At 67.9% G+C, this 14,643-nt stretch carries 14 protein-coding genes; 8 read left to right on the forward strand and 6 right to left on the reverse strand.

All coding sequences use genetic code 11. From position 1 onward, the window contains the following. The first annotated feature begins 60 nt into the window (after nt 1-60). The 6 genes from AC5Y46_RS18430 (at nt 61) to AC5Y46_RS18455 (ending at nt 7,707) form a co-directional block, all read left to right on the forward strand. Nucleotides 61-1,209: a ferredoxin reductase gene (locus AC5Y46_RS18430; protein ID WP_499992438.1), complete on the forward strand. Its 1,149-nt coding sequence runs from the start codon at nt 61-63 to the stop codon at nt 1,207-1,209. A gap of 91 nt (nt 1,210-1,300) precedes the next feature. Further along, nucleotides 1,301-2,581 carry a fatty acid desaturase family protein gene (locus AC5Y46_RS18435; RefSeq protein WP_499992439.1) on the forward strand — a complete coding sequence of 427 codons (1,281 nt, stop codon included), beginning with the start codon at nt 1,301-1,303 and terminating at the stop codon, nt 2,579-2,581. A 45-nt stretch (nt 2,582-2,626) separates the two neighbouring features. Further along, a complete protein-coding gene (locus AC5Y46_RS18440; RefSeq protein ID WP_499992440.1) occupies nt 2,627-3,691 on the forward strand; it encodes an AraC family transcriptional regulator in 1,065 nt (354 codons plus the stop codon). 275 nt (nt 3,692-3,966) lie between these two features. Continuing rightward, nucleotides 3,967-5,460 (forward strand): flavin-containing monooxygenase, encoded by a 1,494-nt coding sequence (locus tag AC5Y46_RS18445; protein WP_499941804.1) that lies wholly within the window; start codon nt 3,967-3,969, stop codon nt 5,458-5,460. Next, nucleotides 5,457-7,169 carry a GMC oxidoreductase gene (locus AC5Y46_RS18450; protein WP_499941805.1) on the forward strand — a complete coding sequence of 571 codons (1,713 nt, stop codon included), beginning with the start codon at nt 5,457-5,459 and terminating at the stop codon, nt 7,167-7,169. Before AC5Y46_RS18445 ends, AC5Y46_RS18450 begins: the two co-directional genes overlap by 4 nt. Nucleotide 7,170: 1 nt before the next feature. Continuing rightward, a complete protein-coding gene (locus AC5Y46_RS18455; protein WP_499941807.1) occupies nt 7,171-7,707 on the forward strand; it encodes a hypothetical protein in 537 nt (178 codons plus the stop codon). 80 nt (nt 7,708-7,787) lie between these two features. On the opposite strand, the gene AC5Y46_RS18460 is transcribed toward AC5Y46_RS18455, so the two are convergent. The 3 genes from AC5Y46_RS18460 to AC5Y46_RS18470 are packed head-to-tail and all read right to left on the reverse strand — an operon-like array spanning nt 7,788 to nt 9,708. Beyond that, the gene (locus AC5Y46_RS18460) at nt 7,788-8,282 is read right to left on the reverse strand and encodes a DUF302 domain-containing protein (RefSeq protein ID WP_499941809.1); all 495 of its coding nucleotides are present in this window, start codon (nt 8,280-8,282) and stop codon (nt 7,788-7,790) included. Then, on the reverse strand, nt 8,282-8,533 hold the full coding sequence (locus tag AC5Y46_RS18465) for an NmrA family NAD(P)-binding protein (RefSeq protein WP_499941810.1): 252 nt from the start codon (nt 8,531-8,533) through the stop codon (nt 8,282-8,284). Before AC5Y46_RS18465 ends, AC5Y46_RS18460 begins: the two co-directional genes overlap by 1 nt. Nucleotides 8,534-8,535: 2 nt before the next feature. Next, the gene (locus AC5Y46_RS18470) at nt 8,536-9,708 is read right to left on the reverse strand and encodes a thiolase family protein (protein ID WP_499941812.1); all 1,173 of its coding nucleotides are present in this window, start codon (nt 9,706-9,708) and stop codon (nt 8,536-8,538) included. A 97-nt stretch (nt 9,709-9,805) separates the two neighbouring features. On the opposite strand from AC5Y46_RS18470, the gene AC5Y46_RS18475 reads away from it, so the two are divergent. Further along, on the forward strand, nt 9,806-10,282 hold the full coding sequence (locus AC5Y46_RS18475) for a winged helix-turn-helix transcriptional regulator (protein ID WP_499941813.1): 477 nt from the start codon (nt 9,806-9,808) through the stop codon (nt 10,280-10,282). A gap of 65 nt (nt 10,283-10,347) precedes the next feature. Here the strand turns inward: AC5Y46_RS18475 and rsgA are convergent, their stop codons facing one another. Then, complete coding sequence (gene rsgA / locus AC5Y46_RS18480; RefSeq protein WP_499941815.1) at nt 10,348-11,331, reverse strand: ribosome small subunit-dependent GTPase A; 984 nt, start codon at nt 11,329-11,331, stop codon at nt 10,348-10,350. Continuing rightward, a complete protein-coding gene (aroA, locus tag AC5Y46_RS18485; protein ID WP_499992441.1) occupies nt 11,328-12,596 on the reverse strand; it encodes a 3-phosphoshikimate 1-carboxyvinyltransferase in 1,269 nt (422 codons plus the stop codon). The genes rsgA and aroA overlap by 4 nt, the downstream gene beginning before the upstream one ends. Before the next feature lie 43 nt (nt 12,597-12,639). Between aroA and AC5Y46_RS18490 the strand changes: the two genes are divergently transcribed. Continuing rightward, complete coding sequence (locus AC5Y46_RS18490; RefSeq protein WP_499941819.1) at nt 12,640-13,404, forward strand: SOS response-associated peptidase; 765 nt, start codon at nt 12,640-12,642, stop codon at nt 13,402-13,404. A 47-nt stretch (nt 13,405-13,451) separates the two neighbouring features. On the opposite strand, the gene AC5Y46_RS18495 is transcribed toward AC5Y46_RS18490, so the two are convergent. Beyond that, nucleotides 13,452-14,531 carry a DUF4185 domain-containing protein gene (locus tag AC5Y46_RS18495; protein WP_499941821.1) on the reverse strand — a complete coding sequence of 360 codons (1,080 nt, stop codon included), beginning with the start codon at nt 14,529-14,531 and terminating at the stop codon, nt 13,452-13,454. Between the last annotated feature and the right edge of the window lie 112 nt (nt 14,532-14,643).

Here is a 14,643-nt window from a genome sequence, read left to right on the forward strand (position 1 = left end):
CTACGGAACCGTAACTTACGGTACCGTAGGTTGGGTGAGCCGGGACCGCAGGACCTATTCATGAGCACCAAACATGCGGCGCTGTCCGCCCGGGTGGTCAACACCAGTCGTCCAACGGTCGCCGGAGCCGACAAGCATCCCGGCTGGCACGCGCTGCGCAACCTCGCCGCACGGATCACCACCCCGCTGCTGCCCGACGACTATCTGCATCTGGCCAATCCACTGTGGTCGGCCCGCGAGCTGCGCGGCCGCGTCCTGGCGGTACACCGGGAGACCGAGGACTCCGCCACGCTGGTGATCCAGCCGGGCTGGGGCTTCAGCTTCGACTACCAGCCCGGCCAGTACATCGGCATCGGCCTGTTGGTCGACGGTCGCTGGCGCTGGCGCTCGTATTCGCTCACCTCGACTCCCGCCGCTACCGGCTCGAGTTCCCGACGAACCATCACCATCACCGTCAAGGCCATGCCGGAGGGCTTCCTGTCCACCCACCTGGTGGCCGGTGTCGAGCCGGGCACCATCGTGCGGTTGGCCGCGCCGCAGGGCGAATTCGTGCTTCCGGACCCGGCGCCGTCGTCGATCCTGTTCCTCACCGCGGGATCGGGGATCACGCCGGTGATGTCGATGCTGCGAACGTTGGCCCGCCGCAACCAGATTGGTGACATCGCGCACCTGCACTCAGCACCCAACCGATCCGGCGTGATGTTTGGCGCCGAGCTCGCTGCGCTGGCCGACGAGCATGCCGGCTATCGACTGTCGGTGCGCGAGACGCGCGTGCGGGGCCGACTGGACCTGTCCCGCCTCGACGACGAAGTGCCGGACTGGCGGGAACGCCATACCTGGGCATGTGGACCGGAAAGCATGCTCAACCAGGCCGAGAAGGTCTGGTCGGCGGCGGCGGTCGCGGATCGGCTGCACCTGGAGCGGTTCGCGGTGTCCAAAGCCGCCCCGGCGGGTGCGGGCGGGACGGTGACGTTCGCTCGCAGCGGTAAGAGCGTCGCCGCTGATGCCGCGACGTCGGTGATGGACGCCGGAGAAAACGCCGGCGTGCAGATGCCGTTCGGCTGCCGAATGGGTATCTGCCAATCATGCGTGGTGGAACTGGTCGACGGGCACGTCCGTGACCTGCGCACCGGACGCGAGCACGACCCGGGGTCGCGAGTGCAGACCTGTGTGTCGGCCGCTTCCGGCGACTGCGTGGTCGACATCTAGAGTTACCGGCAGGTAACCTACGGTTACGTAGCTTACGATAACGTAGGTCCGGGTCCGCCAGCACGAAACGAAACGACGCAGGGAGAAGACGATGGCGATCACCGACGTCGACGTGTTCGCGCACCTCACCGACGCCGACATCGAAAACCTGGCCGTCGAACTGGACGCGATCCGCCAAGACATCGAAGACTCGCGCGGGGCCCGCGATGCCCGCTACATCCGACGCACCATCGCCGGACAGCGTGCGCTCGAAGTGGCCGGCCGGCTGTTGCTGACCGCCGGCTCACGGCGTTGGGCGTGGTGGTCCGGAACCCTGACCCTCGGCGTGGCCAAGATCGTCGAGAACATGGAGATCGGCCACAACGTCATGCACGGCCAGTGGGACTGGATGAACGACCCCGAGATCCACTCCTCCACCTGGGAGTGGGACATGAGCGGTTCGTCGAAACACTGGCGCTACACCCATAACTTCGTGCACCACAAGTACACCAACATCCTGGGCATCGACGACGACGTGGGCTACGGCCTGCTGCGCGTGACCCGGGACCAGCGTTGGAAGCGCTTCAACGTATTCAATCTCGTCTGGAATACGTTGCTGGCGTTGCTGTTCGAATGGGGCGTCGGCCTGCAGCACGTGGAAATCGGCAAGATCGTCAAGAAGCGGATGGACCACGCCGAGGCCCGGCAACGCATCGACGAGTTCCTCGCCAAGGCGGGACGACAGGTGGTCAAGGACTACGTGGCCTTCCCGGCGCTGACGTCGTTGTCGCCGGGGGCGACGTACAAGTCCACGTTGAAGGCCAACGCGCTGGCCAACGTGATCCGCAACGTCTGGGCCAACGCCGTCATCTTCTGCGGCCATTTCCCCGACGGCGCAGAGAAATTCACCAAGACCGACATGGTCGGGGAGACCAAGGGCCAGTGGTACCTGCGGCAGATGCTGGGCAGCGCCAACTTCGAGGGCGGCTGGTTGTTGCGGTTCATGAGCGGCAATTTGTGCCACCAGATCGAGCACCATCTGTACCCGGACCTGCCCAGCAACCGGCTGCACGAGATCTCGCTGCGAGTGCGCGAAATCTGCGAGAAGTACGACTTGCCTTACACCACAGCTTCTTTCCTGGTGCAGTACGGCCGGACCTGGCGCACGCTGGCGAAGCTGTCGTTGCCGGACAAGTACCTGCGCGACGACGCCGACAACGCTCCCGAAACGCGCAGCGAGCGGATGTTCGCCGAGCTGGCACCGGATTTCGCGGGCACCGATCCGGCGACCGGCCGTCGGCGTGGCCTGAAGACGGCGATCGCCACCGTCCGTGGCTGGCGCCGTGGTAAGAGCGGCGCGGCCGACGTGGTCGACGACGACGTGGCGGCCTGACCGGTTCGATTTGCCGCGAGGGTCGCCCACGCTACCGTGGGATACGTGCAGGTGTTCGCCGGCAACCAGGTCTCGCACTGGGATTTCCCGCGGAACATTGCCAGCGTCGCGCTGATGACCGAATTCGGTTGCGCGCAAGGACTTGTCGCGGCGGACGTGCTCGAGGGATCCGGTTTGTCGGAAGCCGACCTGCACGACCACAACCGGATGATCGCCGGCCGCCAGGAGCTGGCGGTCGCCACGAACCTGGTCAACCTGCTCGGTGACGCCGCCGATCTCGGCGTGCGGGTGGGCAGCGGTTACCACGTCGGATCGTTCGGCATCTTCGGCTTTGCCTGCCTGACCAGCCTGACGCTGGGCGACGCGGTCCGGTTCGCCTTCCGCTACTACGAACTCAGCTACGGGTTCTGCCTGCCGACCGTCGGCGTCACAGACCAGCTTGCGACATTGCGGCTGGATCTACCCGACCTCGACGGCCCGGTCGCGGACTTCCTGGTCCGGCGTGACCTGGCCGCGATCGCTCAGGTGATGACCGAGTTGCTGGGCCGCCCGGTCCCGTTCACGGCCATCGAATTCGCGAGTGCCGCACCGGCATCGGGCGATGGCGAGGTGCGCAGGAAATTCGGCGTGACACCGCGCTATGACACGCCGGCCAACATGGTGAGCTGGCCGGCCGCACTGCTGGAGAACCGGTTGCCGCAGGCCAGCGAGATGAGCGTGGCCATCTGCGAGCAGCAATGCAACGCCCTGCTGGAACGCCGTCGACAACGCACCGGCGTCGCATTGCGGGTCCGGGAACGGCTGGCGTCGGTCGAGGGCAAGCCGCACACGATCGCCAGCGTCGCCCGGCATCTGGCGATGAGCGAGCGGACGCTGCGCCGCCGGCTGGCCGAGGAGAACACGACTTTTCGGGAGCTGGCCGAAGAGGTCCACCGGGTGCTGGCCGAGGAACTGCTGGCCACCGGCGCGCTCACGGTCGAGGACGTCGCGCTGCGCCTCGGCTATGCCGAGGCGACCAGCTTCATCGCCGCCTTCAAGCGGTGGACCGGCACCACCCCGGCGCGGTATCAGCGTTCGGTGGCGCCGCGCGCGCGGTTGTTAGCCGTCTGAGCGGGTCTTGATGGTCTTGGCTGTTGAGCTGACGACTTTGATTGTGACGTCACGGCTTTGCGAGTGAAGATGGGGCGGGAAAATCGACGAATCCTCGCCCTGGCTTCACTCGCAACGCCCAGGTTTCACTCGCAACGCCCTGGCTTCACCCGCAACGCCCAGGTTTCACCCGCAAAGCCCCGTGGCCGCACCCCCAACGCCCCGTGGCCGGAATTATTGATTTCTCGTCCGGTATCGGTTGACGGCCCGACCACACCGACTCGTAACGTCGAAGTATGACTTCGAACACACGTCCTCGCGTCCTGGTGATCGGTGCGGGTTTCGGTGGTCTCGGTGCCGCCTACGAGTTGTCCCGCGATGGTCTGGCCGACGTGACGGTGCTGGAGAAGGCCGACGACATCGGCGGGGTCTGGCGGGAGAACACCTACCCCGGTGCCGCCTGCGACGTCCCGTCGAACCTGTACTCGTACTCCTTCGCCCGCAAGAACGACTGGGGCCGGCGGTACGCCGAGCAGCCCGACATCCTCGGCTACATCCACGACACCGCCGACCGGTTCGGCCTGCGCAGACTGGTGCGGACCGGGGTGGAGGTCACGTCCGCCGAGTATGACGACAACACCGCGACCTGGCGGGTGACCACCGCAACCGGCGAGGTCTACGAGGCCGATGTGCTGGTACCGGCCGTCGGGCAGCTGTCCCGGCCGGCGCTGCCGGACATAGCCGGACTCGACACGTTCACCGGCCCGGCGTTCCATTCGGCGCAGTGGCGCCATGACGTCGACCTGACCGGCAAGCGGGTCGCCGTCCTGGGTACGGGCGCGTCGGCCATCCAGTTCGTCCCGCGCATCCGCCAGACGGCCGCGCACGTCACCGTCTTCCAGCGCTCGGCCCCCTACGTGGTGCCGAAGGTGGACCGCGCGTACACCGACAAGCATCACGAGGCGTTCGAGAAGGTGCCTGGCTTCGCCGCCGCCATGCGCGGCGCGATCTGGGAGACCACCGAATTGCTGTGCCTGGCGCTGACCAGAGCCGCCCCGCTCGGGCGGGCGCTGCGCGCGCTGGCGTTGGGAAATCTCAAGCGCCACATCAAGGATCCGGTGCTGCGGGCGAAGCTGACGCCCGACTATCCGATCGGCTGCAAGCGGGTGTTGTTCAGCAGCGACTGGTATCCCGCCCTGGCCTGTGCCAACGTCTCGGTCGAGACCGAGGCGATCACCGAGGTGACCCCGACGGGGGTGCGCACCGCGGACGGCCGGCTGCACGAGGTCGACGTCGTCATCTACGGCACCGGGTTCAAGGCCACCGAATTCCTGGCCCCGATGACGATCACCGGACGCGACGGCCGCGACCTGCACGCCGAATGGGCGCAGGGTGCCCGCGCGCACCTCGGCATGGCCGTGCCCGGTTTCCCGAACATGTTCCTGATCTACGGTCCTAACACCAATCTCGGCAGCAGCTCGATCATCCTGATGATGGAGCAGCAGTCCCGCTACATCCGCCAGGTCGTCGAGGAACTCGTACGCGGCGGCGTGCCCCGTGCGTTCGAGGTCCGGCGCGGTGTCGAGCAGGCCTACGACGACGAGATCCAGGCCCGTCTGGACAGCGGGGTATGGACCAGCTGCGACTCCTGGTACCGAACCGCCAATGGCCGGGTCACCACCAACTGGCCGGGTCTGGTCCACGAGTATCAGCGCCGCACTCAGACCGCGGTCCTCGACGATTACCAGGAAGTGTTGCCGCGCAGGGAAATCGAGGAGGTCGGCGCGTGACCGATTTCGACTATGACGTGCTGGTGATCGGATCCGGTTTCGGTGGCAGCGTCACCGCGCTGCGGCTGACCGAAAAGGGTTACCGCGTTGGCGTTTTGGAAGCGGGCCGTCGGTTCCGGGACGAGGACTTCGCCGACAACAGCTGGCACGTCCGCGATTATCTGTTCCGCCCGTCGATCGGTTGCTACGGCATCCAGCGCATCGACCTGCTCACCGACGCCGTCGTGCTCAGCGGCGCCGGCGTGGGCGGCGGCTCGCTGGTCTACGCGAACACGCTGTACCAACCCGGCGACGACTTCTTCGCCGACCCGCGGTGGAGCCGCATCACCGACTGGAAGGACGAGCTGACTCCCTGGTACGACCAGGCCCAGCGGATGCTGGGCGTCGAAACCTACCCTCGCACAACGCCTTCGGACAAGGTGATGTTGCAGATCGCCACCGACCTCGGTGTCGCGGACTCCTTTCACGCCACCCGCGTAGGGGTGTGCTTCACCGACAGCGACGGCAAGCTGGCCGAACCCGGCGCCCCGGTCGGCGACCCGTACTTCGGCGGCGCCGGCCCGGACCGCAACGCCTGCCGACACTGCGGGGAATGCATGACCGGGTGCCGGCACAACGCCAAGAACACGCTGGTCAAGAATTACCTCTACCTCGCCGAGAACCTCGGGGCGAAGGTGCACCCGCTGACCACGGTCGTCGACGTCCGGCCCCGCACCGGTGGCGGGTACGACGTGATCACCCGTCGTACCGGTGCCAAGTTGCGGCGACGTCGTCGTACCTTCACCGCCGAACACGTGGTGTTCTCCGCTGCCGCCCTCGGCACCCAGCGGTTGCTGCACCGGCTGCGCGACGGTGGCAGCCTGCCGCGCATCTCACCCAAGCTCGGGGAGCTGTCCCGCACCAACTCCGAGGCGATCCTGGCGGTGCGGGCGCGCCGCGACGACGTGGACTACTCCGAGGGTGTCGCGATCACGTCGTCCATCCATCCCGACGACCACACCCACGTCGAGCCCTGCCGCTACGGCCACGACTCCAACTTGATGGGGTTGATGGGCACCGTGCTGGTCGACGGGCTGGACGGAGGGAGGCGCTGGCGTACCGGGCTGAAAGAGCTTGTGCGACAACGTCGGGACCTGCGCCGGCTACTCAACCCGAAGCGGTGGTCGGAGCAGACCATCCCGCTGCTGGTGATGCAGACCCATGACAACTCGCTGACCACCTACACCCGGCGCGGGGTGTTCGGGCGGCGCATGAAGACCCGGCAGGGTGTGGGGGAGCCGAACCCGACCTGGATCCCGGTCGGTCACGAGGTGGCCCGGCGGGCGGCCGATCATCTGGACGGGATCGCCGGCGGCGCCTGGGCCGACCTGGCGGACATCCCGATGACGGGGCACTTCATCGGCGGCTGTGTGATCGGCGAAACCGCCGACGACGGCGTCGTCGACCCCTACCACCGCATGCACGGATACCCGGGGCTGCACGTCATCGACGGGTCCACGATCACCGCGAATCTGGGCGTCAACCCGTCGCTGACCATCACCGCGCTGGCCGAGCGGGCGACGTCACTGTGGCCGAACAAGGGTGAGCCGGACGCGCGTCCGCCGTTGGGGTCGTCCTACGTCCGCATTCCGCCGGTGGCGCCGGACCGGCCCGCCGTTCCGGCCAGCGCACCGGGCGCTCTGCCCTTCGATCGGGACTACGCTCTATAACGTGCTCGCAGCGTTCGGATTCGAAACCCTGGGTGTCGTCGTCGGGGACATGTTCTTCGTCGACCCCAACCCCCGCACCGGTCAGGAAACCCCGGAACGGGGTGTCAGATTGGAACTGCGCCTGGTCGACCGGGCCGCGCCGCAGGGTTCGATCTACGCCGGCATCCCGATCACCTTCACCCGCCCGGTGTGGCGGGTGGATTTGTTCGGCTCCACCGAAAGCCCGCCGGAGACGCTGGACCGGGCCCATCATCACCCCCGGTTCGACGGCTGGGAACCCGGACAGCGGCATTTCGTGCCCGAGCTGTCCGCCGACCCGGTCGGCTGGCTGGCCGAACAACTGGCCGATCCGGCCGCGGTGCTTGCCCGCGCCGGTGTCGGTGCCGACGAGGTCACCGAAGCCGATCTGGCCGGATTAGCCGGGGCCGCACCGGAGATCGTCGCGTCGGTGCAGCGGATGCTGGACGGGGTGCGCGACGGGACGTTGGCGCCGGCGCCCCCCGAGCCGGTGGCCGCCGCGCGCACCGGCTGGCTGTAGATCATCAGTCCCTTCGCCGAACGTGTTGCTACTGCGAAATTTTGGCCGATTTTTCGCAGTGGTTACACGCTCGGCGCAGTCTAAGTTGACGTCACCTTTGCGGCCAGCGCGGCCAACTTCGCGTCCAGTTCTTGGGCGGCGCTGAGCAGTTCGGGGTTGTCGTCGATCACCATGAGCGACGACGGCTGCACATAGGTCAGGCTGCTCCGGTCCCCGGGCTCGTCGAGGATCAGCAGCTCGACGGGTGCGAACAGGCCCGCGGTCACGTCGTGGCGGATCATGGTGATCGCGATCAGCGGGTTGCCCAAGATGACGCGCAACGCCTTGCGCTCGATGGCGGCCTTGGCGATCCAGCCACCGTGGTCGACGAGGCCGAACAGCATGAATCCGCTTGGCCCGACGTGTGATTCGACCTCTTTGCGATAGGATTCCCAGTCGCCACGGGCCACCGCGACATCGTTGATCGGCACCGGCGCGGTGCCGATGTCGGCCAGCAAGGCGGCGACCAGGGCGTCGTAATCCTTGGTGCTGGTGAACCGCACCCGCACACCGTCGAACCGGATCTCCCTGCCCATCACAGCCGTCCGGTTCTCCGGTCTTCGCCGATCTTGAGTATCGGCGTGCGGTTCTGCGGTTGCACCCGCTCCAACAGACCGTCTTGTCCCGCCGATCTGGCACCGAGTTCCAGAAGTTCTTTCGCGCGCCGCGAGGTGGGGTCGCGGCTGAGCACCCGAACCGAGTACCTCCCGTCGGCGACCAGGGCCCGGACGACCGGGATGCCCTGCGCGCCAGTGCCGCCGATGACGAAGATCTGGGAAGCGGACATGATCACAGCCGCTCGATGATCGTGGCGTTGGCCATGCCGCCGCCTTCGCACATCGTCTGCAGGCCATACCGGCCGCCGCGCTGTTCGAGCGCATTGACCAGCGTGGTCATAATCCGGGCGCCGCTGGCGCCCAACGGATGTCCAATGGCGATGGCCCCGCCGTTGACGTTCGTCTTGGCCAGATCGGCGCCGACGTCGTGCGCCCACGCCAGCACCACCGGCGCGAACGCCTCGTTCACCTCGAACACGTCGATGTCGGCCAGCGTGAGACTCGCACGCTGCAGCACCTTTTCGGTGGCGGGAATGACGCCGGTCAGCATGTAGAGCGGGTCGGACCCGACCGCCGTCGCGGTGTGGATGCGGGCCAGCGGGCGCAGTCCGTGGGTGCGGGCGTAGTCGCCACTGGTGATCAATACCGCTGCGCTGCCGTCGGACAGCGGCGACGAGTTACCCGGAGTGATATGCCAATTGATCTGGGGGAAGCGCGCGGCCGTAGCCTCGCTGTAAAACGCCGGCTTGAGCCCCGCCATCGTCTCCACCGTCGTCCCGGGCCGGATGATCTCGTCCGTGGACAGGCCCGCGATCGGGATCAGCTCGTTGTCGAACAACCCGTCCTTGGTGGCGCGCGCGGCCTTCTCATGGCTGGCCGCGGAGAACTCGTCCAGCTGGGCGCGCGAGAAGCCCCACTTGGCGGCGATCAGTTCGGCGCTGATGCCCTGCGGCACCAAACCGTCCGGATAACGGCGGGCCATGTCCGCGCCGAACGGATTGCTGCCGGGCAGCACCGAGGTCCCCATCGGAACGCGACTCATCGACTCCACACCGGCGGCAATCACCACGTCGTAGGCGCCGGCGATCACGCCCTGTGCGGCGAAGCTGATCGCCTGCTGGCTGCTGCCGCACTGCCGGTCGACGGTGGTGCCGGGCACCGACTCCGGAAATCCCGCCCCCAGCAACGCATTACGGGCGATGTTGACACCCTGGTCCCCGACCTGGGTGACGGCGCCCGCGATGACATCGTCGATCTCCACCGGGTCGATTCCGGTGCGGGCGACCACCTCGCGCAGGCTGTGCGCCAGCAGGTCGGCGGGCAGAACGTCGTGCAGGGCGCCGTTGGGCTTGCCTTTGCCGACGGGCGTGCGCACTGCGCCGACGATGACGGCCTCACGAGACATGGCTCCTCCTCGAGTCATGACAGCTGAGTATTGCTGTCTATACCCAGCTATAACACCTAGGTATACTGAAAGCAACCCAGACAGGGAGGTGATGTAGGTGACAATGCTGCAAGGCGGGCTGGCCGATCGCGATGCGTGGTCGGCGGTCGGGGAGTGTGCCATCGAGAAGACGATGGCCGTCGTCGGCACCAAATCGGCGATGCTGATCATGCGCGAGGCCTATTACGGCACCACCCGCTTCGACGACTTCGCCCGTCGCGTCGGCATCACCAAGGCCGCGACCTCGGCACGGCTGGCCGAACTCGTCGACCTCGGGTTGTTGGCCCGCCGGCCCTACCGGGAACCGGGTCAGCGCAGCCGCGACGAGTACGTGCTCACCGAAGCCGGAATCGATTTCATGCCGGTGGTGTGGTCGATGTTCCAGTGGGGCCAGCGTCACCTACCCGGCCGGCACCGGCTGCGGCTCACCCATCTCGGGTGCGGCGCGGAAGCGGGCGTGGAAATACGTTGCGTCGAGGGACATCTGGTGCCTTTTGAGGAACTGGGCGTGCGAGTCGTCAAGGCGAAGGGCTGATCCAGCCGCGAGGGTGCAGAAAATGCCGGGAAGCCCGGCGCGTCTGCGCACGCTCGCGCCCGCCGTCAACCCTCCCGCAGCGTGGCCAACAGTCGTCGCGCCGCCGCGACCCGACGCTCCGCCGTACCGGTGAGCCCGTCCAGCGCACATTCCGGATCTGCGGGCGGTCCCATGTGCCCGCACCCGCGCGGGCAATCCTCAACGGCCTCAGCCAGATCCGAGAAGGCCATCAGCACGTCGTCGGGCGAGATGTGGGCCAAGCCGAACGAGCGGATGCCCGGTGTGTCGATCACCCAAGCCCCGTGCTGATCCAACGGAAAGGCGACCGACTGCGTAGAGGTGTGCCGTCCCCGGCCGATGTCGGTCACCTCGCCGACCGCCCGATCCGCTTCCGGGACAAGTCGATTCACCAGCGTCGACTTCCCGACCCCGGAATGCCCGAGCAACACGGTGATCTTGTCGTCGAGCAGATCGGCCACCGCAAGTAGCGGATCGTCGACACCGGCGGCCACCACCGTCAGGTCCAGATCCACGAACTGCTCGGCGAACGGGCCGGGCGGGGCCAGATCGGTCTTGGTCAGGCACAGGATCGGCGTCAACCCGCCGGCGTAGGCGGCGATCAGCGCGCGGTCCACCAATCCGGTCCGCGGTGGCGGGTCGGCCAATGCCACCACGATCAGCAACTGGTCGGCGTTGGCGACCACCACCCGCTCGGTGGGGTCGGTGTCATCGGCGGTGCGCCGCAACACCGTTCGCCGCGGACCCCGCCGCACGATGCGGGCCAGCGTGTCGGTGCGCCCGGACAGGTCTCCGACGATGTCCACGTCGTCGCCGACCACGATCGGGGTGCGGCCCAGTTCGCGCGCCCGCATGGCGGTGACCCGACGGTCGGGTTGCCCGTCCAGCACGCAACCCCAGCGGCCGCGGTCGACGCTGACCACCATGGCGGCCTCGGCGTCGGCGTGCTGCGGACGAGTCTTGGTCCGGGGCCGCGACCCCTTTCCGGAGCGGACCTTGACGTCGGACTCGTCGTAGTCGCCAGGTCTCAAGTGCCGGAGACCATTTCGGCCCACAGCTGCGGAAACTCCGGCAGCGTCTTGGTGGTGGCGGCGATGTCGTCGACCTCGACGCCGGGCACCCGCAGCCCGACGATCGCGCCCGCCATCGCCATCCGGTGATCGGCGTAGGCGCGCCACAGACCGCCGTGCAGCGACGTCGCCCGGATCACCAGGCCGTCCTCGGTTTCCCGGCAGTCACCGCCCAGCCGGTTGATCTCGGCGCTCAGCGCGGCCAGCCGGTCGGTTTCGTGGCCGCGCAGGTGGGCGATGCCGCTCAGCCGCGACACCGATCCCGGTGCCGCCAGGGCCGCCAGCGCCGCCACCGACGGGGTCAGCTCGCCGACCGCGCCCAGATCGACGTCGAACCCTTCGTAGCCGATCGAGCCCTGCACCTCCAGGCACGAATCGGAATGTCGCACAGCGGCATTCGTGTTCTTCAAGACATCCAGGATGTGCTGCGCGGGTTGCACGCTCGCTTCCGGCCACCCGGTGATGCGCACTGCGCCGTCGGTGACCACGGCCGCGGCCAGGAAGGCGACCGCATTGGTCAGATCCGGTTCGACCTCCCAGTGCCGGGCCGCGACGTTGCCCGGCCGCACGTGCCATCGGTGGGGCACCGAGTCGTCGACGTCGACGCCGGCCTGGCGCAGCATCGCCACGGTCATCTCGATGTGCGGTGCCGAGGGTAGTGACGCGCCGGTGTGCTGCACGGTCAGACCATCGGTGAACGACGCGCCGGACAGCAGCAGACCGGACACGAACTGCGAGGACGCCGACGCGTCGATGGCCACGGTCCCGCCGGCAACCGACCCGCTGCCGCGGACCCGAAACGGCAGCCCGGTTCCTTCGACCGGCACACCGAGGCCGCGCAGCGCGTCCAGCAGGGGGGCGATGGGGCGGGTGCGGGCCTGCTCGTCGCCGTCGAAGGTGACCGGGACGTCGCTCAGCGCTGCCAGCGGCGGCACGAAGCGCAGCACGGTGCCGGCCAGCCCGCAGTCCACCCGGGCATCCGGCCCCGGCGCGATGCGACCGCTGACGGTCAGATCCGAGCCGGACCCGTCCACGTGGAGCCCCAGCGTGACCAACGCGCCGATCATCAGATCGGTGTCGCGGCTGCGGAGCGCCCCGGTGATGGTGGACGTGCCACTGCCCAGCGCGGCCAGCACCAGCGTGCGGTTGGTCTGCGATTTCGAGCCCGGCACGGTCACGGTCGCGTGCACCGGGGTCGGCGCGGACGGGGCCTGCCATGCGTTCACCGGTCCATCATGGCCTGTCTGCGTGTTCTGCGAACATGGAGATATGTGTGGGCGTTTCGCAGTCACTACCGACCCGGCCCTGTTGGCCGAGAAGATCAAGGCCATCGACGAGGCCACCGGCACCACCGACCGGGCTGCCGAACCCAACTACAACGTCGCTCCGACCACCACCATCGCGACCGTGGTGACCCGTCACAGCGAGCCCGACGACGAGGCCACCCGCCGGGTGCGGCTGATGCGATGGGGGCTGATCCCGCCGTGGGTCAAGGCCGGCGCCGACGGCGCACCGGACAACAAGGGCCCGTTGCTGATCAACGCCCGCGCGGACAAGGTCGCGACCTCACCAGCATTTCGAGGCAGCGCGAAGTCCAAACGCTGCCTGGTGCCGATGGACGGCTACTACGAATGGCGCGTCAACGCCGAACCCGGCTCCGGCAAGAAGGCCGGCAAGACGCCGTTCTTCATGTATCGCGGTGACGGCGAGCCGTTGTTCGCGGCCGGGCTGTGGTCGGTGTGGCGAGCCGACAAAGAAGCGCACCCGCTGTTGAGCTGCACCATCATCACCACCGACGCCGTGGGCGAACTGGCCGAGATCCACGACCGGATGCCGCTGATGCTGGGCGAGGCCGACTGGGATGCGTGGCTGAACCCGGACGCGCCGCTGGATCAGGAACTGCTGGCCCGCGCGCCGGACGTGCACGACATCGAGCTGTGCGAGGTGTCGAAGCTGGTGAACAGCATCCGCAACAACGGGCCCGAGCTCCTCGAGCCGGCCAAGCCGGAGGCCGAGCAGATCACCCTGCTGTGATCCGCCCGCGTCGGAAGCTCGCGATGGGACCGCGCGGCGGCCCGAGATCAGACCGAAGGGGTCAGATTCGCCCACACCTGCTGGGTGTTGTACTGACCCCACGGGGTCCACTGACTGACCAGGACGCTCACCCTGTCCAGGTGCGGCATGTTGCCGTCGGCATCGGGGACGATGAAGCCGCCGTAGGGATACGGCACGTGCGCCGGTCCGGGCGCAAACCCGCCGACCACGATCGGCTTGCTGCGGAAGATGTCTTCGGGGCGTCCGGGCGCGCCGACGCGGATTTCGACGCCCCCGCCGCCCAGGTTCAGCCCCGACAGCACCGGGCGGCCGTCGATCTCCCGGAAACAGAGCTCACCGAACCGCTGCCCGGAGGGTGATATCGGCGTGCGGGCACGACGTCCCCGGCGTCCGTAGCTGCCGTCCGCCTTCAGGGGCCGCCAACTGCCGGGATCTGCGACGTGGGCGGGATCGTCGACCCGGTACAGGGTGACCCCGCAGCTGCGGTCGAAGGCGTCGGCCGCGATATGTACCGCGCCGTCCGAGCCCAGGTAGCCGCTGACCTGTGTGGGGGCAGGGGCCCGGCGCCCGGTGAGGCGCCACGGCTCCTCCAGCGTCGGCGTCTGATCGTATTTCCAGTCCCGGTAGGACCCGTCGATCGCTGTCCATCCTCGGCCCGGGTCATTGGTGACCTCGACCAGCCAGGAACCTCCGGTGGGCTGCAGATGCCCGTCGGTCGCAACGACTTTGAGGTAGGTCTTGGCGCCGGCGGTGATCGTGCCCGCGGGCAGGGTGAAGGTCGCGGCCGGATGCGATTTATATGCCTGCGGCGGTATCGGGAACAACTCGCGGCCGCTGCCCGCGGGCCCGCTCAGGACTTGGCCGTAGCCGACTTGCCCGGTGCTCGGGTGGAGGAGCGCCTCGACGGCCACCGAGGGGTAATGCTGTCCGCGACAGACGCCTTCGGTGAACGAGTCGCCGAAAACCGCCACCAGTCGCCCGTCCGGCAACTGGACGATCTCACCCAGATCGGTGGCGTTGATGTCCCCGATCGGCGGTGCACCGGTCCCTGCGACAGGTCCGATGTTGTGCGTTTGCCCCGGCTTGAGGGTCTTGACCGCCCGCATCGTTCGATTCTCGCGCACGATCGTCGGCGTAGTGCTCGGCATCGACAACCATTACGCCACAGAGTCAAGGCCGGGTAGGGGTTTCTATTGGTATTGCGGGGAGGTTGCTAGT

The sequence above is a fragment of the Mycobacterium sp. NGS59 genome, from assembly GCF_059812345.1.

What these genes read in the sequence shown, in the direction of transcription:
- AC5Y46_RS18445 (WP_499941804.1), top strand. Translation starts at nt 3,967, where the DNA reads ATGACTTCGAACACACGTCCTCGCGTCCTGGTGATCGGTGCGGGTTTC.
- AC5Y46_RS18435 (WP_499992439.1), top strand. Translation starts at nt 1,301, where the DNA reads ATGGCGATCACCGACGTCGACGTGTTCGCGCACCTCACCGACGCCGAC.
- AC5Y46_RS18495 (WP_499941821.1), bottom strand. Translation starts at nt 14,531, where the DNA reads ATGCGGGCGGTCAAGACCCTCAAGCCGGGGCAAACGCACAACATCGGA.
- AC5Y46_RS18430 (WP_499992438.1), top strand. Translation starts at nt 61, where the DNA reads ATGAGCACCAAACATGCGGCGCTGTCCGCCCGGGTGGTCAACACCAGT.
- AC5Y46_RS18490 (WP_499941819.1), top strand. Translation starts at nt 12,640, where the DNA reads ATGTGTGGGCGTTTCGCAGTCACTACCGACCCGGCCCTGTTGGCCGAG.
- AC5Y46_RS18465 (WP_499941810.1), bottom strand. Translation starts at nt 8,533, where the DNA reads ATGTCCGCTTCCCAGATCTTCGTCATCGGCGGCACTGGCGCGCAGGGC.
- AC5Y46_RS18470 (WP_499941812.1), bottom strand. Translation starts at nt 9,708, where the DNA reads ATGTCTCGTGAGGCCGTCATCGTCGGCGCAGTGCGCACGCCCGTCGGC.
- AC5Y46_RS18460 (WP_499941809.1), bottom strand. Translation starts at nt 8,282, where the DNA reads ATGGGCAGGGAGATCCGGTTCGACGGTGTGCGGGTGCGGTTCACCAGC.